The sequence below is a fragment of the Sphingomonas sp. ID1715 genome (genome assembly GCF_013044515.1).
In the GTDB taxonomy this organism is placed as follows: Bacteria; Pseudomonadota; Alphaproteobacteria; order Sphingomonadales; family Sphingomonadaceae; genus Sphingomonas_B.
In genome coordinates, this window is record NZ_JABEPR010000005.1 from 40291 (window position 1) to 61307 (window position 21017).

General features: G+C 62.1%; 19 protein-coding genes. 17 read left to right on the top strand and 2 right to left on the bottom strand.

The window, feature by feature from the left end:
• Positions 1 to 2: 2 nt before the first annotated feature.
• The 5 genes from trbL to HJG53_RS13110 are packed head-to-tail and all read left to right on the top strand — an operon-like array spanning position 3 to position 4531.
• Positions 3 to 1358 (top strand): P-type conjugative transfer protein TrbL, encoded by a 1356-nt coding sequence (trbL, locus tag HJG53_RS13090; RefSeq protein ID WP_171131297.1) that lies wholly within the window; start codon positions 3 to 5, stop codon positions 1356 to 1358.
• Complete coding sequence (gene trbF / locus HJG53_RS13095; RefSeq protein ID WP_099957426.1) at positions 1358 to 2041, top strand: conjugal transfer protein TrbF; 684 nt, start codon at positions 1358 to 1360, stop codon at positions 2039 to 2041. Before trbL ends, trbF begins: the two co-directional genes overlap by 1 nt.
• Entirely contained in the window at positions 2038 to 3087 is a 1050-nt protein-coding gene (gene trbG, locus HJG53_RS13100) for a P-type conjugative transfer protein TrbG (protein ID WP_171131298.1), read from the top strand. The genes trbF and trbG overlap by 4 nt, the downstream gene beginning before the upstream one ends.
• Positions 3084 to 4304 carry a TrbI/VirB10 family protein gene (locus tag HJG53_RS13105; protein WP_171131300.1) on the top strand — a complete coding sequence of 407 codons (1221 nt, stop codon included), beginning with the start codon at positions 3084 to 3086 and terminating at the stop codon, positions 4302 to 4304. The genes trbG and HJG53_RS13105 overlap by 4 nt, the downstream gene beginning before the upstream one ends.
• Before the next feature lie 2 nt (positions 4305 to 4306).
• Positions 4307 to 4531: a DUF2274 domain-containing protein gene (locus HJG53_RS13110; RefSeq protein WP_099957423.1), complete on the top strand. Its 225-nt coding sequence runs from the start codon at positions 4307 to 4309 to the stop codon at positions 4529 to 4531.
• 369 nt (positions 4532 to 4900) lie between these two features.
• On the opposite strand, the gene HJG53_RS13115 is transcribed toward HJG53_RS13110, so the two are convergent.
• Together HJG53_RS13115 and HJG53_RS13120 are read right to left on the bottom strand one after the other, a co-directional pair.
• Positions 4901 to 6139 carry an outer membrane beta-barrel protein gene (locus tag HJG53_RS13115; protein WP_171131303.1) on the bottom strand — a complete coding sequence of 413 codons (1239 nt, stop codon included), beginning with the start codon at positions 6137 to 6139 and terminating at the stop codon, positions 4901 to 4903.
• A 180-nt stretch (positions 6140 to 6319) separates the two neighbouring features.
• The gene (locus HJG53_RS13120) at positions 6320 to 7216 is read right to left on the bottom strand and encodes a LysR substrate-binding domain-containing protein (RefSeq protein WP_322431473.1); all 897 of its coding nucleotides are present in this window, start codon (positions 7214 to 7216) and stop codon (positions 6320 to 6322) included.
• Positions 7217 to 7718: 502 nt separating this feature from the next.
• On the opposite strand from HJG53_RS13120, the gene kdpF reads away from it, so the two are divergent.
• From kdpF to HJG53_RS13180, 12 genes are all read left to right on the top strand, one after another.
• Positions 7719 to 7814, top strand: a complete 96-nt coding sequence (kdpF, locus tag HJG53_RS13125) for a K(+)-transporting ATPase subunit F (RefSeq protein ID WP_163540569.1) — start codon at positions 7719 to 7721, stop codon at positions 7812 to 7814.
• A gap of 130 nt (positions 7815 to 7944) precedes the next feature.
• On the top strand, positions 7945 to 9648 hold the full coding sequence (kdpA, locus tag HJG53_RS13130; RefSeq protein ID WP_171131307.1) for a potassium-transporting ATPase subunit KdpA: 1704 nt from the start codon (positions 7945 to 7947) through the stop codon (positions 9646 to 9648).
• A gap of 10 nt (positions 9649 to 9658) precedes the next feature.
• Entirely contained in the window at positions 9659 to 10339 is a 681-nt protein-coding gene (gene kdpC, locus HJG53_RS13135) for a potassium-transporting ATPase subunit KdpC (RefSeq protein ID WP_171131309.1), read from the top strand.
• A 15-nt stretch (positions 10340 to 10354) separates the two neighbouring features.
• Positions 10355 to 12439 carry a potassium-transporting ATPase subunit KdpB gene (gene kdpB / locus HJG53_RS13140; protein ID WP_171131311.1) on the top strand — a complete coding sequence of 695 codons (2085 nt, stop codon included), beginning with the start codon at positions 10355 to 10357 and terminating at the stop codon, positions 12437 to 12439.
• 37 nt (positions 12440 to 12476) lie between these two features.
• Positions 12477 to 15167: a sensor histidine kinase KdpD gene (locus tag HJG53_RS13145; protein WP_171131313.1), complete on the top strand. Its 2691-nt coding sequence runs from the start codon at positions 12477 to 12479 to the stop codon at positions 15165 to 15167.
• A complete protein-coding gene (locus HJG53_RS13150) occupies positions 15139 to 15858 on the top strand; it encodes a response regulator (RefSeq protein ID WP_171131315.1) in 720 nt (239 codons plus the stop codon). The genes HJG53_RS13145 and HJG53_RS13150 overlap by 29 nt, the downstream gene beginning before the upstream one ends.
• A gap of 44 nt (positions 15859 to 15902) precedes the next feature.
• Positions 15903 to 16655 carry an STAS/SEC14 domain-containing protein gene (locus tag HJG53_RS13155; protein ID WP_171131317.1) on the top strand — a complete coding sequence of 251 codons (753 nt, stop codon included), beginning with the start codon at positions 15903 to 15905 and terminating at the stop codon, positions 16653 to 16655.
• A 467-nt stretch (positions 16656 to 17122) separates the two neighbouring features.
• Positions 17123 to 18091, top strand: a complete 969-nt coding sequence (locus HJG53_RS13160) for a magnesium and cobalt transport protein CorA (RefSeq protein WP_171131319.1) — start codon at positions 17123 to 17125, stop codon at positions 18089 to 18091.
• Positions 18092 to 18249: 158 nt separating this feature from the next.
• On the top strand, positions 18250 to 18630 hold the full coding sequence (locus HJG53_RS13165) for a hypothetical protein (protein WP_171131321.1): 381 nt from the start codon (positions 18250 to 18252) through the stop codon (positions 18628 to 18630).
• 6 nt (positions 18631 to 18636) lie between these two features.
• Positions 18637 to 18789, top strand: a complete 153-nt coding sequence (locus HJG53_RS13170; protein WP_171131323.1) for a hypothetical protein — start codon at positions 18637 to 18639, stop codon at positions 18787 to 18789.
• 231 nt (positions 18790 to 19020) lie between these two features.
• On the top strand, positions 19021 to 19797 hold the full coding sequence (locus HJG53_RS19180) for a LysR family substrate-binding domain-containing protein (protein ID WP_368039586.1): 777 nt from the start codon (positions 19021 to 19023) through the stop codon (positions 19795 to 19797).
• A gap of 739 nt (positions 19798 to 20536) precedes the next feature.
• Complete coding sequence (locus HJG53_RS13180) at positions 20537 to 20836, top strand: hypothetical protein (protein WP_217352834.1); 300 nt, start codon at positions 20537 to 20539, stop codon at positions 20834 to 20836.
• The last annotated feature ends 181 nt before the right edge of the window (positions 20837 to 21017 follow it).

Genomic DNA, 21017 nt, shown 5'->3' on the forward strand with positions numbered 1-21017 from the left:
TCATGGGCAACACCGGCGTTATCGACCATTTCCTCGAGGTCTTCACCCGCTACATCGACAGCGGTTTCGGACTGCTCAGCGGCGAGGTCGCTTTCATTGCGACCACGTTGATCGTGATCGACGTGACGCTGGCCGCGCTGTTCTGGAGCTGGGGCGCCGAGGACGACATCTTGGCCAGGCTGGTCAAAAAGACGCTGTTCGTCGGTGTCTTCGCCTACATCATCGGCAACTGGAACAACCTCGCCCGCATCATCTTCGAAAGCTTCGCGGGCCTCGGCCTCAAAGCCAGTGGAACAGGCTTCACCACGGCCGATCTCTTGCGTCCGGGCAAGGTCGCACAGACGGGTCTGGACGCCGGCCGGCCGCTGCTCGATTCCATTTCCAGCTTGATGGGCTACTGGTCGTTCTTCGAGAACTTCATCCAGATCGCCTGCATGTTCCTGGCCTGGGCGCTGGTGCTTCTCGCCTTCTTCATCCTCGCCATCCAGCTCTTCGTCACGCTCATCGAGTTCAAGCTGACAACGCTCGCCGGCTTCGTGCTGATCCCGTTCGGCCTGTTCGGCAAATCGGCCTTCATGGCCGAGCGAGTGCTTGGCAACGTGATCTCGTCCGGGATCAAGGTCTTGGTGCTGGCCGTCATCATCGGCATCGGCTCGACGCTCTTCTCCGAATTCACGTCCGGTTTCGGCGGCCAGAACCCCTCGATTGATGAAGCGATGGCGATCGTGCTGGCCGCTCTGTCGCTACTCGGTCTTGGCATCTTCGGTCCCGGCATCGCCAGCGGGATCGTCTCAGGCGGTCCTCAACTCAGCGCCGGCGCCGCCGTCGGGACGGGCCTTGCCGCCGGTGGCATGGTCGCTCTCGGCGCCGGCGCCGTCGGCGCGGCCGCATCCGGCGGTGCCGCACTGGCTGGTGGCGCCGCCGCCGCCGCTCGGGGCGGCGCCGCGTTCGCGGGTGGCGCATCGACCGCATATAGCCTTGGCGCAGCCGGACAGTCCGGTGCAGCCGGCGTCGCTTCCGGGCTCGGCGGGGTCGCCCGCGCCGGCGGCAGCGCCGCCGTGTCGCCGCTGCGCCGTGCCGCGTCGCGCGCTGCCGAAAGCATGCGTTCCAGCTTCAGCGCTGGCGGCAAGGCGGCATTCGGGGCCACAGGCGGAACTTCCACCATGGGCTCGATTGGCGGTGATGCCGCCGGCGACGGAGCAGCGCCCGCGAGCGCTGGCGGCGCTCCGGCCTGGGCGCAACGCATGCGGCGCTCCCAACACATGACCCACGCCGCGCAGGCCACAGCCCATGCCGTTCGCTCAGGCGACGCACATGGCGGTGGCTCGTCCGTCAACCTGTCCGAAGGCGATCGCTGATGTTCAAACGACCCTCTACCCATTACGGCAAGGCCCCCGAGCCGGAGACGCCTTATCAGCGCGCCGCCCAAGTTTGGGACGAGCGCATCGGCGCATCACGCATCCAGGCCAAAAATTGGCGATTGATGGCGTTTGGCTCGTTGCTCCTGTCAGCCGGATTCGCCACCGCGCTCGTCGTACAGTCAGCCCGCGGGACCATCGTGCCCTGGGTGGTCCAAGTCGACCGGCTCGGCCAGGCGCAAGCGGTTGCCCCCGCTCAGGCGGACTATCGTCCGACCGATCCGCAAATCGCCTTTCACCTCGCGCGCTTCATCGAGCAGGTCCGATCGATTCCCGCGGACGCCATCATCGTCCGCCAAAACTGGCTGCGAGCTTACGATTTCACGACCGATCGCGGCGCTGCGGCCCTGAACGACTACGCGCGGTCGAACGACCCGTTCGCGAAGGTAGGCCGCCAGCAGATCGCCGTCGATGTCTCCAGCGTCATTCGCGCGTCACCCGACAGCTTTCGCGTTGCCTGGGTCGAGCGCCGCTACGAAAACGGCCAACTCGCCGAGACCACGCGCTGGACCGCGATCCTGACGATCGTGGTCCAGATCCCCCGCAACGCCGATCGCCTCCGGGCGAACCCGCTCGGCATCTACGTCAACGCAATAAATTGGTCACGGGAGCTTGGGCAATGAAGCCGTCTTTCCGTAAAGCCGGAAACCCGGCTTCACACAGTCTCGCATTTCCGGCTCTCCGCAGAGCCGCAATCCCGGCGATCCTGCTGGCGACGACCGCCCTCGCTGGCTGCGCCACTACCACGCCGCCGCCCGAGATTTCCTACGACAACGCGGCTCCCGCCGTGCAGACTGTCGATTCGCCTGCACCTGTCACCGTGGTCGAGCTGCCGCGCCCGCTGCCGCTGCCCGGCCAGTTGCAGCGCGTCGAGCCATCGCGGCGTCCGGCCGAGCCCGCTGATCCGACGGCGCGAGTGAACCAGGCCAACGCCGCCGCGCGCATTCAGCCGGTGCGCGATGGCTTCATCAATTCGATGCAGGTCTATCCCTTCACCCAAGGCGCGCTCTATCAGGTCTATACCGCCGTCGGTCAGATCACCGATATCGCGTTGCAGCCGGGCGAGCAGCTCGTCGGCTCCGGCCCCGTCGCCGCCGGCGACACCGTGCGCTGGATCATCGGCGACACCGAGAGCGGCGCGGGTGCGACGCGGCAGATCCATATCCTGGTGAAGCCGACCCGCGCCGAACTGATGACCAACCTCGTCATCAACACCAACATGCGCACGTACCACATGGAGCTTCGGTCGACCGAGCGCACCTATATGGCATCGGTCTCCTGGCAGTACCCGCAGGACCAGCTCATTGCGCTGCGCCGGCAGAACGCCGAGGCTCAGGCGGCGCAGCCTGTGGCGAGCGGTGTCGATCTTGCCAACGTCAACTTCCGCTATGCGATCGATGGTGATCGGGCACCCTGGCGTCCCTTGCGCGCTTTCGATGATGGTCGCCAGGTCTTCATCGAGTTTCCCCGCGGCATCGGTCAGGGCGAAATGCCGCCGCTCTTCGTCGTTGGCGCGGAAGGCGACACCTCAGAGTTGGTGAACTACCGCGTGCGCGGGCACCACATGATCGTCGACCGCCTCTTCGCCGCCGCTGAACTGCGGTTTGGTTCCGGCGATCGGCAGCGGCGCGTTCGCATCACCCGCACCGACGGGAGGCCGACTTCGTGAGCGAGAACCCTCTCCGGAATGAGGATGCGCCCGACGACGACGCGCAGCCGTTGACCGGCGAACCGGCCAGCGCGGCGCCGATGCGGCTGCGCGCGGATCCACCCCGCGTCACCCGGCTATCGCGCAAGGTCCTGGCTGGCGTGGGCCTGGTCGCGAGCCTCGGCCTCGGTGGCGCCTTGATCTACGCGCTTCAAACCCGCGACAGCGGCCGACCCAATGAGGAACTCTACTCGACCGAGAATCGCTCGACGGCTGACGGGCTCGCGGGCCTGCCGCGCGATTACAGCGGTGTTCCTCGGCTCGGTCCACCGCTTCCCGGCGATCTCGGCCGGCCGATGCTCAGCCCGGCGAACGGCGGACAGCCTGTTCCGGCCCCTGGCATCGCGACTCCGAATCCCGGGCTTAGTCAAGAGGAGCAGCGGCGCCTTCAGGAAATCGAAACCGCCCGGACCAGCCGGCTGTTCTCCGGGTCGGAGTCCCGCGCCGGTGCCCCCGCAACAACGCCGGCCGTCGTGCCTCCGCCGACGCCAAACCTCGCCAGCCTCGGGCTCGCGCCGCCGCCGGCAACGCCTTCGGCCCAGGATCGTCAGAACGCCTTCCTCAATGCCGCGCCCGATCGCAGGACGGTGGCGCCCGATCGAGTCGTCGCGCCGCCATCTCCGAACGTTCTGCAAGCCGGCGCCGTCATCTCGGCTGCGCTCATCACCGGAATTCGTTCCGATCTACCTGGACAGATCACGGCGCAGGTGACCGAGAACATCTACGACAGCCCGACCGGGCGAATCCTTCTCGTGCCGCAGGGCACGCGCGTCGTGGGCCAGTACGACAACAGCGTGCAATTCGGACAGAGCCGCGTGCTCTTGGTCTGGAACCGGCTGATTTTCCCGAACGGTCGTTCGATCGTGCTAGAACGCCAACCCGGAGCTGACTCCCAAGGATTTGCCGGCCTTCAAGATGGCGTGGACTACCACTGGTGGGATCTCGCCAAGGCCGCTGGTCTGTCCACACTCCTCAACGTCGGTGCTGAACTTGCCGTCGATGATCAAGACCGGCTGCTGCGAGCCATCCGCAACGGTGGCCAAGACACGATCAACGATGCCGGTCAGCAGATCGTTCGCCGCCAGCTTAACGTCGCTCCGACGCTCACGATCCGGCCGGGCTTCCCGGTCAGGGTGATCGTGACGCGGGATCTGGTACTCGAACCATATGGAGGGTGATCATGGCGAAGCTCAAGCTTGGCGCGCTCTTGGAAGACAAGGCTGTTAAGGTGTCGCTCGAACTGCCGGCCTCGCTGCATCGCGACTTGGTGCTCTACGCGGAGGTCCTGGGGCGCGAACAGGGGCAAACCATTTCAGATCCGATCAAGCTCATAGCGCCGATGTTGCAGCGTTTCATCGCGACCGATCGCGCGTTCACAGCCGCCAGGAAGTCAGCTCCGGACTGACGGGGACGACCCCTCAGTATATTCCGTGTATGACGCGAACAGCGGTGCTAACCAAAAGCAGCCACAGCGCCTCGTCCCAATGGTTGAACCCATCACGCCTCAGGAATTTCTCACCGAGCGTGATCGCAAAGACGACGCTACAGATCGAGTAAAGCGAGAGTACGAGCGACACCATTGGGAAATAATGCGCCCGGCTGTATAGCCCAATAATAGAGGAGACGCAGAGTTTTGTAGCGAAGCGTCGGAGCGTCAGGCGCGACTCCGCGTCTAGATGCGGCATCATGAATGCTCGCTGCCCTCATCGCGCCAACTATGCGTTCGCGGGTCCCATCGATCAGCTCGCACGTGCGCGATAGCGCGGTGCGGCCTTCAAAAAAGTATGCCTGTCTCGATCAGCGCGCGCACCTGATCGCGTCGATCGAAGTCACGACCGAAGCCAAAGCCCGCCTCGAGGTTCCCGATCCGGGTGTACGACACCTCTCCTCGCGCGAAGAATATGCCTTTCTGATAAGTCGGCGTGAAGGTCAGCGACCAGGCACTGCTTCCGGGACCATAAAGCAAGTTCGTTGGCGCACACGACGCATCCGATCCGCATCTTCCCCCGCTAGTCTTCAGATACTCAGCCCGCGCGCCGAGCGACCACTCCTTGTCGATCGCGTATTTAACGAGCAGCGCCCCGCCGTAGGTATCTGCGGAACGATTGATGCCGAGCTGATCATCGCGGCCAACGTGGCTGTATTGGAGATACGGCGTCAGCGTGAGCGGACCGCTCGTATGGGTGTAAATGAGATTGAAAATGCTGCTATTGTTCTGCGCCAAAGGCGTCGCGAAGGAGGATTTGTCATTACGCGATAGCGCACCAGCGCCGACGAAGCTCAGCGAATTCGAGGAATCAAACGCGTAGGAAAGCGTGCCCGAGAGCCAGTTCAGCTTTCCCGAAATGTAGCCGTCGTTAAGCGAGACCGCTGCACTGACGGCTCCCTTGGCGTAGTTCACTTGGACGCCGCGGCTGATGGCCGGCTCCTGATTCCACAGCAAGCCGCGCTCGATATTGACGTTTTGGAAGGTGAACGTCGACTCCGCGCCGACCATCGTCGGCAGTAATCCGGCAGACACGGATAGTTCGGGCGATATCACCGCTTTCGCGTACGCCACTGGAACCGGACCAAAAAGCTGTTCCGTCGCTTCGGTTGCCTTCAGGTAAGACGTACCCAGCGAAGGGATGGAGTAAATGCCCGTCTGAACATAGAACTGTAGAGGGCCCCGGGTCGTTTGAAACTGGACTTGCGCGTTGCTGATATCGACGAAGCCATCGCGGTTGCCGATCCCGCCGGCGTGCGTTGCATTGGTCTGCGCGACGCCAATGCCCGTCACTTGGCCCGACACCAGAATCTGACCGAACGGTCCTGCCTCAAGCGCGATGGCGTCAGGATTAGGGACGAGGGGGCCAGCAAAACTCGGTGACGGAACCGGATCTGCATATGCCGCGCTCGCGCCGAAGAGCGTAGCGCACGCCACTCCAAGCGCCAGGGTCGAGGGCGATGTCAACCACCGTTTGTGTCGCGGCGTCGACTTGCGAATAGCAGAGAAATCGGCACGTCCGGGCATATATGCATCCCCATTTGCTTGGGCAGATGCAGCGAAGCACTAATTTTACGCGTATAAAGTCGGCGCTTTATCTGACGTTGAGCCGTAAGGATTGCATATATATTTGAGCAGCGTCCGCACTGTTTGACGCGGCTTAGACCGCCTGGCGGTAACGAACCTCAGCACGGGCGACTTCGACCATTATGCGGTAGCGGCTTGCCCGGCCGTCAAGCTCAGCAGCCGACGAAAGGGCGGGTTATCGTTTTCGGTCGACCAAACCGCGGAGAAGGGCAGCGCGCAACCTTCGAGCTTCCGATAGGTGATGCCGGGGAACGACGTCTCCGCGACCGATTGGCTCGCTATCGAGATGCCTCTGCCGATCGCAACCAACTGCATCAGGGTCTGTGACGACACGCGGTCACGCTGTATCCGTGGCGAATATCCAATGGATGAGAGGTGCCGGAAAACGAACGCTTCGATATCGCGTCCCGGCGCAGCTTCGGTCACCAGAAACTGCTTCAGCCTGATGTCACTCCACGCGATTTCGCTCTTTTTCGTGAGTGCATCATTCTCCGACAAGACGACAAACACATCCTCGGTCCACAGCCGTTTGGTGGCGAGGCTGCCAGTGTCAAGCGGCGCGGCCATGAACGCGATATCGAGATTGCCGCGCTCTAAGTCCTCGAAGAGATGTGTATGTGTGCCTTCCACAAACTCAAGCTGCACTGCTTCATGTTGATGACAAAAGCGAATAAGCAGCTCCCCGAGGAACCCGGTTGCGAGCGGAGATGACAGGCCGACGCGAACCGTACCGGACCTGCCGCGACCGATCGTGCCGACATCGCCTACCGCACGATCAATCTCGTTCAGCGCGGCTTGGGCATGCTCGACAAAAATAGACCCAGCTTGCGTTAGCGAAACGCCGGACCTTTTGCGAAGAAATAAGCTGGAGCCTAACCCGTCTTCCAAGTTTCTGACCTGCCGACTGATCGTCGACTCCCGCACGCCAAGGCGTGAGGATGCCTTGCGAAAGCTTCCGAACCGGGCGGCCGTCACAACGTATCGTATGTGCCTAAGCTCTAGCTCAAAGGCCTTCACCGCCAGAAGGGCCGGGCTACGCAGCGATGTCGGTGGGGATGGAAGCTACAGCGCATCTCGGCGTTACCTGTAATTGGAACGCGTCGAGTCGAACGCGATGCTATAGAACGCTGCTTACCCCGGGTGACATAAGGATCACGTAGAGTTTCGAGGGGCGACCGCAAAGACCGCGTAAACGCAACCCTCATTCGCCAGTTCCAGTGCGTACTCCACTTCACTCGCATTCATCTATTCATGGTCGGCCAAGAAACGTCGCGGGCGGTGGCTGTGACATGCTTCCTTACGCCATCCTTATACACGGGCATAAAAACTCAGCGCCGCCTTTACGTGCAACGTCTTAAAGGCGTCCCGCAGACTGACACTAAACTGGAGCTGCAGCCAAAATGCTCAGCAACTTTCTGGCCGAGGAGCCGAGATCTGCGCGTCTACTGAGCCGCGTGCGTCCGCGCTCTCGCACGAAGAGACGATCGTTCGGCGTCGTCGCGCTGTTTGGAGAACCCTCGTGACCGCAACCCTTGTGATTGTTCTGGCCGGCGCCTGCGCGGTCGGCCTCTTCATCTACCTTTTCTACGCCCTCATGAAGCCTGAGCGCTTCTGAGCGTCAACGATCCATTCTAACCGGCAGGTGGCAAATATGGGCGACCTCATCTTCGTAGCGGTAACGCTCGGATTCTTCGCAATCACAGCAGGGTTCATCGTGGCCCTCGATCGAATTTGAGGGGGCTCTGATGGGATACGATCTGAATCAATTCATCGTCGTTCTGGCGATCATGACGGGCCTCGTCTTTGTGACTGGCCCGTGGCTCACGCGCATCTTCAACGCGCCTGGACACAATATTATCGAGCGCGGCACCTACCGGTTGCTGGGCGTCGATCCCGCCGAGCCGATGTCTTGGAAACGGTATGGCGCGGTGCTGCTCCTCAGCAACGCCGCCATGATGCTGCTCGGCTACCTGATTTTGCGCATCCAGCAACTTCTGCCCGGCGATTCGCTCGGTCGCTCTTCGCAGACACCCGACCTCGCGTTCAACACCGTCGCCTCGTTCATCACCAATACCAACTGGCAGGCCTATTCTGGCGAAACGAGCCTCTCGAACCTGTCGCAGATGGCGGTCATCACCTTCCTGATGACCGTCGGCGCAGCGACCGGCGTTGCCGCCGCGGGCGGCTTCATCCGGGGCCTTAGCCGCAGGAGCGCCGGCGACATCGGCAATTATTGGGTCGACTTCACGCGCGTCACCTACCGCCTGCTGCTCCCGGTCTGCTTCGTCCTTGCGCTCATCTATGTGTGGCAGGGCGTGCCGCAGACGCTGACGGCCGACACGGTGGTCACGACGCTCGAAGGCGCTCGCCAGCAACTCATCATCGGGCCGGTGGCCAGTCTCGAGACCATCAAGCACATCGGCACAAACGGCGGTGGCTTCTTCGGCATGAACGCCGCGCATCCGTTCGAGAACCCGACACCGCTCACCAACACGCTGCACATCCTGAGCATGTTGTTGATCCCGTCGGCCCTGACCTACGTCTTCGGATCGATGATCGCCAACCGCAAGCAGGGTTGGTCGTTCTTCGCCGCCTTCTTCGTCATGTTCCTCGGCTTCCTAGCGCTGGTCTACGGCGCCGAGCATGCGGGCAATCCGATGCTTTCGCCGCTGGGGATTGATCAGGCGCAGACCGCAACTCTCGGCGGCGGCAACATGGAGGGTAAGGAGCTTCGCTTCGGCATCGCGCAGACCAGCCTGTTCGTGACCACCACGACGGCGGCGACGACGGGATCGGTCGACTCGATGCATGCCTCGCTGACGCCGCTTGGCGGCCTCGTCCCGATCGCCCAGATGATGCTCAACAACGTGTTCGGCGGCGATGGCGTCGGCCTCATCAATCTCGTCACCTATGCGATCCTGACCGTCTTCCTGGTCGGCATGATGATCGGGCGAACGCCCGAATTCCTCGGCAAGAAGGTCGAGGCGCGCGAGATGAAGTTCGTGATGCTGGCTGTTCTGGCCCATGCCTTCAGCATCCTAGGTTTCACGGCGCTCGCATGCGTCATGCCGTCCACCGTCGACAGTCTGGCGAACATGGGGCCCCACGGTTTCAGCGAAGTGCTCTACGCTTATACCTCGGGCACCGCCAACAACGGGTCGGCCTTCGCCGGCTTCAACGCCAACACGCCCTTCTTCAACACAACCATTGGGCTCGCGATGCTGGTCGGGCGCTATCTGACCTTGCTGCCGATGCTGGCGGTCGCGGGCGTGATGGCGGCGAAGACGACGGTGCCGGCCGGCCCAGGGACGCTCTCGACCGCAACGCCGCTGTTCACAGGGCTTCTCGTGTTCGTGGTGCTGGTGGTCGGGGGTCTGACCTTCCTCCCCGCGCTCGCGCTCGGCCCGATCGTCGAGCATCTGCTGATGCTGTCTGGCACGACATTCTGAGGACATCGCCATGCAATACGATCAATCGACATCCGCCGACCTCTCTGCCGCCCCCGCCTTCAAGGGCATCGCCCGGCCGGTGCTTGTTTCAGCCCTGCTGTTCATGGTCGTGACAGGTCTGGCCTATCCGCTGGCGACGACCGGCGTCGCCAATCTGCTCTTCCCGAGCCAGGCTCAGGGAAGCCTGATCGAGAGGAACGGGCAGGCCATCGGGTCTCGCCAGATCGGACAATATTTTGCCCGTCCGGAATATTTCCATAGTCGGCCAAGCGCCACGTCCGGTCCCGACCCGCAGGACCCCTCCAAGACGGTCGACCAGCCGTATAACGCTGGAGCCAGCGCCGCGAGCAACCAGGGTGTTCTCAGCAAGAAGCTCCTCACCGCAGTCGAAGAGCGCGCCATCGCCTACCGTCAGGAAAACGGACTGGCGGCCAACGCCGCCGTTCCGGTCGACGCCGTGACGGCGTCCGGCTCAGGTCTCGACCCGCATATCTCGATCGCCAACGCAAACATCCAGGCGCAGCGGGTCGCTCGCGCCCGAGGGCTGGCGATGGACCGCGTCCTGGCGCTGATCAATGACAATGTCGATCGACCGCAGTTCGGTCTGTTCGGCGATCCACGCGTCAACGTCCTTGCACTCAATCTCGCGCTCGACGCGGCTGCCGCGCCGGCCCGTCCGGCTGCCCAATAAAACCGAGGTGGCATCATGTCCGATCTAGAGACTCCTACGGCGCAGAGCGCCGCCGTCCTCGGCGGAAACGTCAAGCAAGTGCCGTGGCCCTCAGTGGCCGCGGAAGCCTTCAAGAAGCTGTCACCGCGCGTTCAGATCAAGAACCCGGTGATGTTCGTCGTGTTTCTCGGTAGCATCGTCACAACTTTGCTTTTCATTCAGGCCGTGACCGGCAAAGGCGAAGCGTCGGCTCCCTTTATCTTCGCAATCGCTGCATGGCTGTGGTTCACGGTCCTTTTCGCCAACGCTGCCGAGGCGATGGCGGAAGGCCGCGGCAAGGCGCAGGCCGATGCGCTGCGCGCCACCCGCCAGCGCGTTCTCGCCCGGATGCTCAAGGAGCCGCGACGTGACGCCGAATCCTGGCCTCAGGCGAGCGACGAATTGGGTGTGGGAGCATACGTGCTTGTCGAGGCCGGCGAGATCATCCCGGCCGACGGCGAAGTGCTGCAAGGCGCAGCTTCGGTGGATGAGTCCGCAATCACCGGCGAGTCCGCCCCCGTCATCCGCGAGGCAGGCGGCGACTTCGCATCCGTGACGGGCGGCACACGCGTGCTTTCGGACTGGATTGTTGTCGAGGTCACTGCCAAGCCGGGCGAGGCCTTCCTCGATCGCATGATCGCGATGGTCGAAGGCGCTAAGCGTGGCAAGACACCCAACGAGATCGCACTGACGATCCTATTGGTCGCACTCACGATCATCTTCCTGCTCGTCTGCGTCACCCTCCTGCCGTTCTCTAGCTTCAGCACGATCATCAACGGCTCGGGCACGGTGGTGACGATCACGGTGCTCATTGCGCTTCTCGTTTGCCTCATCCCGACGACGATCGGAGCACTGCTCTCAGCCGTGGGCATCGCCGGTATGAGCCGGATGATGAAGGCCAATGTGCTGGCCACCTCTGGCCGCGCGATCGAGGCGGCGGGTGATGTCGACGTCCTCCTCCTCGACAAGACCGGCACGATCACGCTCGGTAATCGCGAGGCGACGAAGTTCCATCCCGCGCCCGGCATCAAAGAGCCCGCGCTGGCCGACGCGGCGCAGCTCGCATCCCTTGCCGACGAGACGCCCGAAGGGCGCTCTATCGTGATCCTGGCCAAGAACGCTTTCGGCATCCGCGGCCGCGAGCTGCAGGGCGCGGAGACAATCGGTTTCACCGCGCAAACCCGAATGAGCGGCATCAACATCGACGGCCGCCAGATCCGGAAGGGTGCGGCCAGTGCGATCCGCGCCCATGTCGAGGCGATGGGCGGTGTCTTCCCCAAGGAAGTGACCACGACCGTCGAAGAAGTTTCTCGCCGCGGCAGCACACCGCTCGTCGTTAGCGACGGAACCAATGTCCTGGGCGTGATCGAGCTCAAGGACATCATCAAAGGCGGGATCAAGGAGCGCTTCGCCGAGCTTCGCGCGATGGGCATCAAGACCGTGATGATCACCGGCGACAACCAGTTGACGGCAGCGACCATCGCGGCCGAAGCCGGCGTCGACGATTACTTGGCTGAGGCGACGCCGGAGGACAAGCTCCGTCTTATTCGCCAGTATCAGGCTGAGGGACGGCTCGTCGCGATGACCGGCGACGGCACCAACGACGCGCCCGCGCTCGCCCAAGCCGATGTCGCCGTCGCGATGAACAGCGGTACGCAGGCGGCCAAGGAAGCCGGCAATATGGTCGATCTCGACAGCAACCCAACCAAGCTGCTGCGCGTCGTCGAAGTCGGCAAGCAGATGATCATGACGCGCGGCGCGCTCACGACCTTTAGCGTCGCAAACGACCTGGCCAAGTATTTCGCGATCATTCCCGCCGCCTTCGTCGCGACCTATCCGCCGCTCGCCGCGCTCAACGTGATGGGACTGCACAGCCCAGCCTCGGCGATTCTCTCTGCGGTCATCTTCAACGCGCTGATCATCGTCGTGCTAATCCCGCTCGCCCTACGCGGGGTGAAGTATCGCGCCGAACCGGCGGCGCGGCTTCTCGGTCGGAACCTGCTCATCTACGGATTAGGCGGGATTATCGTGCCATTTATAGGTATAAAGCTCATCGACCTCGTGCTCACGCCGTTCTTTTAGACGAACGGCGTGCGGCACTGGCGTGAGGCAGTAGACGATGAACGATCAGCGACCTGATCCGGACGCTCTTCTGGAGGCCGTAAGAGGTAACGCAGAGCACTCCAAACGCGGACAGCTCAAGATTTTCTTCGGGGCCTGCGCTGGGGTGGGGAAGACCTTTGCGATGCTTCAAGCGGCGCGGCAGGCTCAGGCTGAGGGCGTGCGCGTCGGGATCGGCATCGTCGAGACGCACGGCCGCAAGGAAACCGAGGCGCTGATCGACGGCTTTGCCATTCTCCCGCGCAAGACGTTGCCGGGTAATGGCAGGCCTGTCACCGAGTTCGATCTCGATGGCGCCCTGGCGTCCGACTACAAGCTGCTGGTGGTCGACGAGCTTGCCCACACGAACGTCGCCGGCAGCCGCCATGCCAAGCGGTGGCAAGATGTCGAAGAGCTGCTCGACGCCGGCGTCGATGTCTACACCGCGCTCAACGTACAGCACCTCGACAGCCTCAACGACATCGTCGGCGGCATTATCGGCATTCGCGTCCGTGAAACCGTTCCCGATCGCATTTTCGATTCCGCGACCGATGTCGTGCTGGTCGACCTGCCGCCGGACGATCTGCTCGCCCGCATGAACGCCGGCAAGGTCTACTTGCCCGTGTCAATCGAGCGCGCGCGTCAGAACTTCTTCCGCCGCGGCAATCTGATCGCGCTACGCGAGCTTGCGCTCCGCCGCGTCGCCGACCGGGTCAACGCCGATGTCCGGACCTACCGCGTCTCGCACGCGATCACGACGGTCTGGCCGACGCAGGAATTGCTCATGGTCTGCGTCAGCGCGGATCGGTCCCAGGAAAAGCTCGTCCGTGAAGCCGGGCGCCTCGCCCAGCGGCTTCAGGCCAAATGGATCGTCGTCCACGTCGATCAGCCCTATCAAAATAATGATGCGCGATCCCGGGAGGCGCTGCTCGTCATCGCCAAGACGGCCCAATCAGCCGGCGCGGAGTTTGCAAATGTCCCTGGCCAAGACATTACCGAGGCGATCCTCGACTATGCTCGAAAGCGCAACGCCACCAAGCTCATCATCGGAAACACAGCTCGCCGACGCATATTTACGTTCAAACGTCGATTGCAGGAACGGCTTGCCCGCGCCAATCCGGAAATTGGGCTCCTGCTGCTGAGCGTTGACGAAGTCCGGGCGACCCGCCGAGTTCGTTGGATACCGGAGGAGCCGCAGACGCAGATCGCGGCGCTTGGCATCGCCACGCTCGCATGCGGCGCAGCGACCTTCCTCGCCTCCCAGCTCGTAGGCTTTTTCGATCTTTCCAACGTCGTCATGCTTTTCCTGGTGACGACCGTGTTCATCGCCTTGCGACTCGGCCGCCTCGCCGGGGCGTGGGCGTCCCTGCTTTCGGTGGGCTGCTTTGACTTCTTCTTCGTCGAGCCGAAGCTCTCGTTCGCGGTCACCGACACGCAATACATATTCACTTTCGCGCTTATGTTGGTAGTCGCAGTCGTGATCAGCCAACTCGCGGCGCGGCTCCGATCGGAAGCTCGTGTAGCCCGTGCCGGAGAACGAAGGGCGTCGGCCTTGGCCAGGATCGCCCGCGACCTCTCAAGCGCGATCAAGATAGACCAAGTTGTCGCGATTTGCCGGGAAGCGCTGACACCACTGTTCGAAGCGCGGATCATCCTTCTGGTTCCCGACAAGAACGAGCGCTTGATGCCTACCGAGGACCCCGGCCTTGTCGATACATCGACCGCACAATGGGCTTTCGATCATGGACAGCAAGCGGGCCTTGGCACTCAGACCTTGAGCGCCGCCCACGCCCTGTACCTTCCCTTGAAAGCGTCGATGGCCATGCGCGGAGTGCTGGCGGTCGTGCCGGTCGGCGCGCCGCTGCCCGACGATCCGGACGATCGCCGTCTGCTTGATGCCTGCTGCTCGACCATTGGCCTCACGCTCGAGCGCATCCACTTCATGGAAGTCGCACAGGAAACCCTGGTCCGGATGGAGGGTGAGAAGCTCCGCAACGCGCTGCTGTCGGCCGTATCGCACGACCTCAAGACGCCGCTGACCGCGATCCGCGGCCTGGCCGAGACGCTCGAGCATCGCAAAGAGCTTCCAGTCGAAGATCGCAGTGACCTGGCGCGCTCGATCCGGGTTCAGGCCGACGAGCTCAAGCGCCTCGTTGCCAACCTGCTCGACCTGGCACGCATGCAAAGCGAGGGCGTGCGGCTCAACAAGGAATGGAATTCCTTGAGCGAGATAGTCGGCAGCGCCGTGTTACAATCGCGCGCGATCCTCGAACCTCGCAAGGTTCGCACCAATCTGCCGGCGGATCTTCCACTCATAGAGGCCGATGCCACGCTCATCGAGCGCGTTCTGATCAATCTGTTCGACAACGCCGCCAAGTATACGCCGCGCGATAGCACGATAAACGTTCGGGCCGGTGCTACGGCGGACACCATGTATCTTATCGTTGAAGATAATGGCCCCGGGCTCCCCGTGCGGGATCCGGAAACGCTCTTCGAGCCGTTCGCGCGCGGGCAGAAGGAGTCGTCGGTCGCCGGCGTTGGATTGGGGCTCGCGCTCTGCCGCAGTATCATCACGGCTCACGGCGGAAGCATCCGAGCCGAACAGCGCAAACCAAACGGAGCCGCGTTCGAGATACGACTGCCGCTTGGGACGCCGCCTGCGATCGAAAGTGAACCGATCCATGATCAAGCCGCGCATTCTGATCGTTGAAGACGAAGCCGATATTCGGCGCTTTATCCGCATGGCGCTGGAAAAAGAGGGCATGAATGTCTTCGAGACGGCCACGGCCGAAGAGGCGCGGTTGAATGCGGGCAGTCGCAAGCCCGACCTGATGATCGTCGATCTCGGACTACCCGACGGCGACGGCAAGACGCTGATCCGGGAAGTGCGCGGCTGGATGTCAGCGCCCGTTCTCGTACTCTCCGCGCGCGAGCAGGAAACCGAAAAGGTGGAGGCGCTTGACGCCGGCGCCGACGACTATCTGGTCAAGCCGTTTGGCGTGCCCGAACTCCTGGCGCGAGTGCGGGCACAACTGCGGCGCGCCGGCACCGTATCGAACGGCGGCGCAGCGTCGCCCGTAGCCAAGTTCGGGTCGGTCACCATCAATCTTGCCACGCACGAAGTTGCGCGCGCGGGCATACCCGTCCATCTCACGCCCAACGAGTTTCGACTTCTGACGGCGTTGGTCCGTGGCCACGGCAAGGTGCTAACCCACCGCCAACTGCTTATGGAGGTGTGGGGTCCCGGATACTCGGAACGCGCCCACTACCTCCGCATCTACATGGCGCAGCTCAGGCAAAAGCTCGAAGAGGAGCCGTCGCAGCCCCAGCACCTCCTGACGGAATTGCAGGTCGGATACCGCTTGTCCGGCCTGGAGGCCGCCGAGACAGGTCATAGCTGACGCTGAACAACCGGATCAATCCGACAATCCGCAAGGACCAGATCATGGCCGAAAATCAGAATGAAACTGTCATCGAGTTGGCCACCGACGGCCGTATCGAGAAAGCTGACGTCGAAACCGCCATGCGGCAGCTTGATACGGCGCTTGAGCGCGGCGACACCGTCCATGTCTTCGCGGAAGTCCGCAACTTCAAGGGCATGTCCTCGGAGGCGTGGCGTAGCGATCTTGGCAACGCGTTCCGCTACTTGGCACGGCTCAGACAATTCGGACGGATCGCCATCGTCAGCGACCAGGCTTGCATCCGTAACGCCGCCCGGATCGAAAACGCCTTGCTGCCCTATGTCAGGTATCAGTCCTATACGCACGATCGTCGGGAGCACGCCCTCGCCTGGGTTCGCGGTGACGTCGATTGCGCGCATCCTGAAAGCCTGCGGGTCTTAGAGAACGGTGATTCCGATATTTTCACCTTCGAGATCGACGGCCGCATCACCAGCGCGGATGCGCGAAATCTCGCCGAGAGGCTTTCGGCCGCGTTCAGCAGCGGGGGCGGTCGCCGCCTCCTCGGCATCGTCCGTCACTACGACGGCTTCGAGCCGTCGCTGCTCGTTGATACGAGGCTGCTCGAACTGAAGATCGGGCTGTTACGCCATATCGAGCGATATGCGCTCGTCGGCGGGCCCGATTGGATAAGTCGCCTCACCAACCTCTTCGATCCGCTGCTCAAGATGGAAGCCCGTCATTTCGCGGCTAGCGACGAAGAGGCTGCACGGGCCTGGTTGCGCCGCCATGGCGGCTGAAGAAGAGCCCGTCCCCGCCAGCCCATCGGAGACTGCTTCCTCGGTCCGGAGCACCGACGCGAGGAGCGTCGATCCGGTATCGGACGAAGCATACTTCGCCCGCCGGGCGGCACAGGAACTGGAGTTAGCGGCCAACGCTTCAGATGTAGCGGTCAAGAGACTTCATCTCGATCTCGCCGCGCGATATGCAACGCGCCGCGAGTTGGCTGCGCGAGACGTCGAGGCGAGTCATCCAATCGGTCGAACATGATTTTACCGCCGGCCGTCGAGACCGAGGTCAAGCCCCGACCAGAGGTGCTCCCCAAGCCGGCATCGACCGCAATGTCCGCGCCGCTTAGAACCACGGCGAGCCAATCAGCCGCACGTCACAAGCGCTGTAGCCGCACACAATCGCCGGTCATCGCGATGACGACTGCAGGTCAGGCGACTAAGCTCGGGCCGCACCTCCTCATACAGAAAGAGGACTGATGCCAGTCATCGCAGCGTATCTCTACCGCGACGGTCGTCGGGTTCGCGAAGTCGACATCGGCGAACGGGTTGATTGCCCGACGGATCGCTCCGAGTTCGTTTGGATAGGCTTGTCGGACCCATGCGCGGAGGACGTCATGGCGTTACAGGCCCTCTACAATCTTCACCCACTCGCGGTCGAAGACTCGCTCAAAGACGGCCAGTTGCCGAAGGTCGATATCTACGGCGATCAGTTGTTCCTGATCGCGCGCACCGCGCAACTGGACGACGGCGTTATTGCCTACGGACAGACCGCCGTGTTCCTCGGTCACAGTCACATCATCACGGTGCGGCAAGGCTCAACCCGATCACACCTTCCGCTGCGCAAGCACCTGGAAGAGTCGCCAGATCTCCTCGGCCAAGGCACGGACTATGTGTTGCACGCAGTGCTGGATTTCATCGTCGACGGGTACATTCCACTGGTCGAGTCGCTCGAGGAAGAAGTCTCGGCTATGGAGCAGCACACGCTCGACGCCTTCTTGGGTCGAACCGAGATCGCCCGAATATTCACGCTTCGGCGTCAGCTCACTCGCTTTGGACACATCCTGATACCCATGGAGGAGGTGGCCCGTAAGTTAGCTCAGACCAACCATCCTTGCATCGATGCCGAGGCTCGCCACTATTTCGGCAATGTGCTGGATCACGTGCGGCGGGTGGAGACGATGAACACTGGTCTCCGCGAGGTGCTGACTTCCGTTTTCGAGTTCAGCAATCTGATGGAGCAACAACGCACTGGCGCCATCACCCGCCAACTGGCGGCATGGGCGGCGATCCTGGCCGTGCCGACTGCCTTGGCTGGCATTTACGGGATGAACTTCGAGCATATGCCCGAGTTGCATTCCGTCTATGGCTACCCTGCGGTTATGTCGATCATCGCCGTGATATGCCTCACACTCTACCGGCGCTTCCGAAAAACTGGATGGCTATAGCCCACACTACTTGAGGCCAAAGACGCGGCATACCTCACGGCTGCCGACTTAGGAAGTAAGTCGCATATATACACCATCTTTACGTCTAGCCCGAAAATCTGATCTCGAATCTTTATGATCGTGCCGTTAGTTGGATTGCCGCCACCATGGAGGGCGGCATGCCAATCGCAGCAACTGATGCAAGGGATGCAGGGTTACGACTAGCGGGCTTGCTGGGCGTGATCATTGCCGTACTTGCGTTGAGCCGCCTGTACGCACTTGTCCATGTGCTTCCGCTGCATGAAGCCACGCCCTTTGAGATGCTTCTGGCGGCGTTGGGCTTCGTCGGCATGAGCGCGGGCAGCGCCTTGCTCGTGCTCGGTCGCCACATCTTTGATCAGATCGAGCTACCGAGGCGCTCCCCGGCGACACCTCTCCACATTCCCTCCGAGGAGGCCTCGGACGCAATGAGATGGACCGTGGCGCCCGCCAATCCATCATCGGTGTCTCCGCGCCCGCCGCGCGCCAGCAACCGGGTTCTGCTGCGGGGAGCACGATGAGGCACAATGATGAATCCAGAAGGCCTCCTGATGCTCCTGCTCATCATCGGCGGGTTGCTGTGGTTGAACATCTACCTCCGCGTAAAGCTGCTTCTGGCGAGCCGCCGGGACAGGCGCAAAGCAACAAAAGACCGCGGATCGGAGGAACGCTCCGCCTGAAAAAATCGCAAACATGATTGGAGCAGCCGCGATCAACCTGAGAGCAAGCGAACTTCGATCAACGTCGCGGCTTCGATTGACCGTCCGCTCGATTTCACGGAATGACCAATGTCTGGCGCGTCCGTCCTCATCATCTTCTTGGCAGTGCTCTTGATTGCAGCACGCCTGTTGCTTCGCCCGGAGCGCCGACCGCCGGTCCCCGCGAGCGAAAAAGCCGAAGGCATTCCACGTATGGATAGACCAGTTGGAACATGCCCTACAACGTTTGAGCCAAGCAACAATCGCCGCTTTCTCAAGTTGTCCGCCCCTTCCGGTGGGCCTCAAAAGAGGCTCTCACATAGCCTGCGCGACGCTTGCAGTCATTTCACCGGCGGCAGCACATCGGCATCGCTTCGGATCGGACTGGACGCCTCCCTGAGCTATGGCCCGCTTCGAAACGTGCTCGCTCGGCTCCAAAAAACAGAACCAGCAATAGATGTACGTTTTGTCGAGGGTGACGGCGACGATATCGCCGATCAAGTTGCGCGCGGAACAATTGACGTCGCTTTCATACAAGAGCGGGTGGATAAAGCGTCCATCGTGTCCGAACACTGCTGGAACGAGACGATCGTAGTGGCCTTGCCGGAGGGTCATCGGCTCGCCGGTCACCACGCCCTTCATCGCGAAGCACTCAGATGCGAAACGTTTCTGATGGCGATCGATGAAACACGCGTCATCCGCACGGCGAACGAAATAGCGACAATACTCGAAGGCCGGCCACGGTTGATCATTCCAACCCAGGTCCATCGCGACACTCTCATGCATCTCGTAGGATTGGGGTTCGGGATCGCGCTGACACGCTCTTGCGCGCTAGGCGTTTATTATCCCGGCGTCATCTACCGACCGATCAGCGCTCCGGAGCCTCACGCTGCGGTCTACGCAATATGGAGGCCGGAGACCCTCTCGCCAGAGGCCTCAGTTCTGCTCGCCTATGCCCAGGCCGAAGGCCGTCAGGGAGCGGTGGAGTGATCGCCCCGTCAACCCATGCTGCGCGCCGCCGCCTGAGCTTCCTTCGGCTCATAAGGCTTTTGCACCGACCTCGCCCAGGGTGCTATAGGATGCCGCCCCTCAGCATTCTTTCCGCGGCCGTTAAGATCATCGGCGTCTCAGGCCTGATCGGCCTGCTCGTGGCGGCTCATCATATACCAGCGGCCGCGACGCCGTTGCGCGCGGTCGCCTTGCTTTGGTTTCTTGCGCTCGGGATCATCTACGTTCTGATCCCGGGGAAACGAAGCGGGCGCTCCTTCCTTGGTCGCCGTCCATGGCGTTGAACAGCTTTCACCCTGATATCGGCGACTGGATCCTCATGCTCGCGCGATTCGCTTTGCTCGTGTCGCTAGTGGCGTTGTTCGTACGGCGACGCCAAGTCACACGAGGCATAATGGCGAAGCTCGACACGCTCGCGAAGTCTCGGCTCATCAACAAAGCCAAAGATCGGTCGGTAACCGAGGCTCCAAAAGAACCTCTAGCTGGAGATCGAGGTCGACTTAAAGGATCTCAGGACGAGAAAGACTGAAAGGGAAGGTCTTAGACGACGCTAATCTGCCCTAACGCAATATTTGCGCGGTTTGGCCCGATCATACGCCATCCTCATGTCGGTCGAGCTACCGTTCGTTGCATTGGCCTCGCGCGGCCGTGACCGGCGAGCCTTGGAGCAATGATAGGGCACTCGCCGACCATGTGGGAAGCGGTCACGCGATTCCGGTGGATGAGGTTGTTGCGTGAGCAGGACAGCCGCTCGCGGATACATCTCCGCGCGTTTTGCGGGCAAGTCGGATTGATCCTCCTACTCTGCGCACCAACCTTTGCGCTCGATCATCGGCCGCCCTTTCTTTTCCTGTTCTTCGTGCATTTAATGTTTGCTGCATCCGCGCTCGTTCTCGTTGGGGTGGCGCTGGTCACGCGACAGCCAGTTTCGCGTACGAGCCTCTGCATGTGGGATCACGTCTTCGCCATGTTGCTCCTGATGCTGATCAGCTCCGCGGCACTCAGAATGCTGGTCAGCTAAGGCCGTGCGCTCGCCGTTCTCAGCCAAATCGGGTTCACCGGGTTACGTAACACATCGCTCTGAGGCTCGCGGGGCGATTGACGGGGCTAGGGCCGCAGCCCATGGTCGCTTGGTTATGCAAGCGTCGAAGGCTCACGTCCGATTCTGCAATCGCGGGTGCCAGCTCATGTCGGGCTGTTAG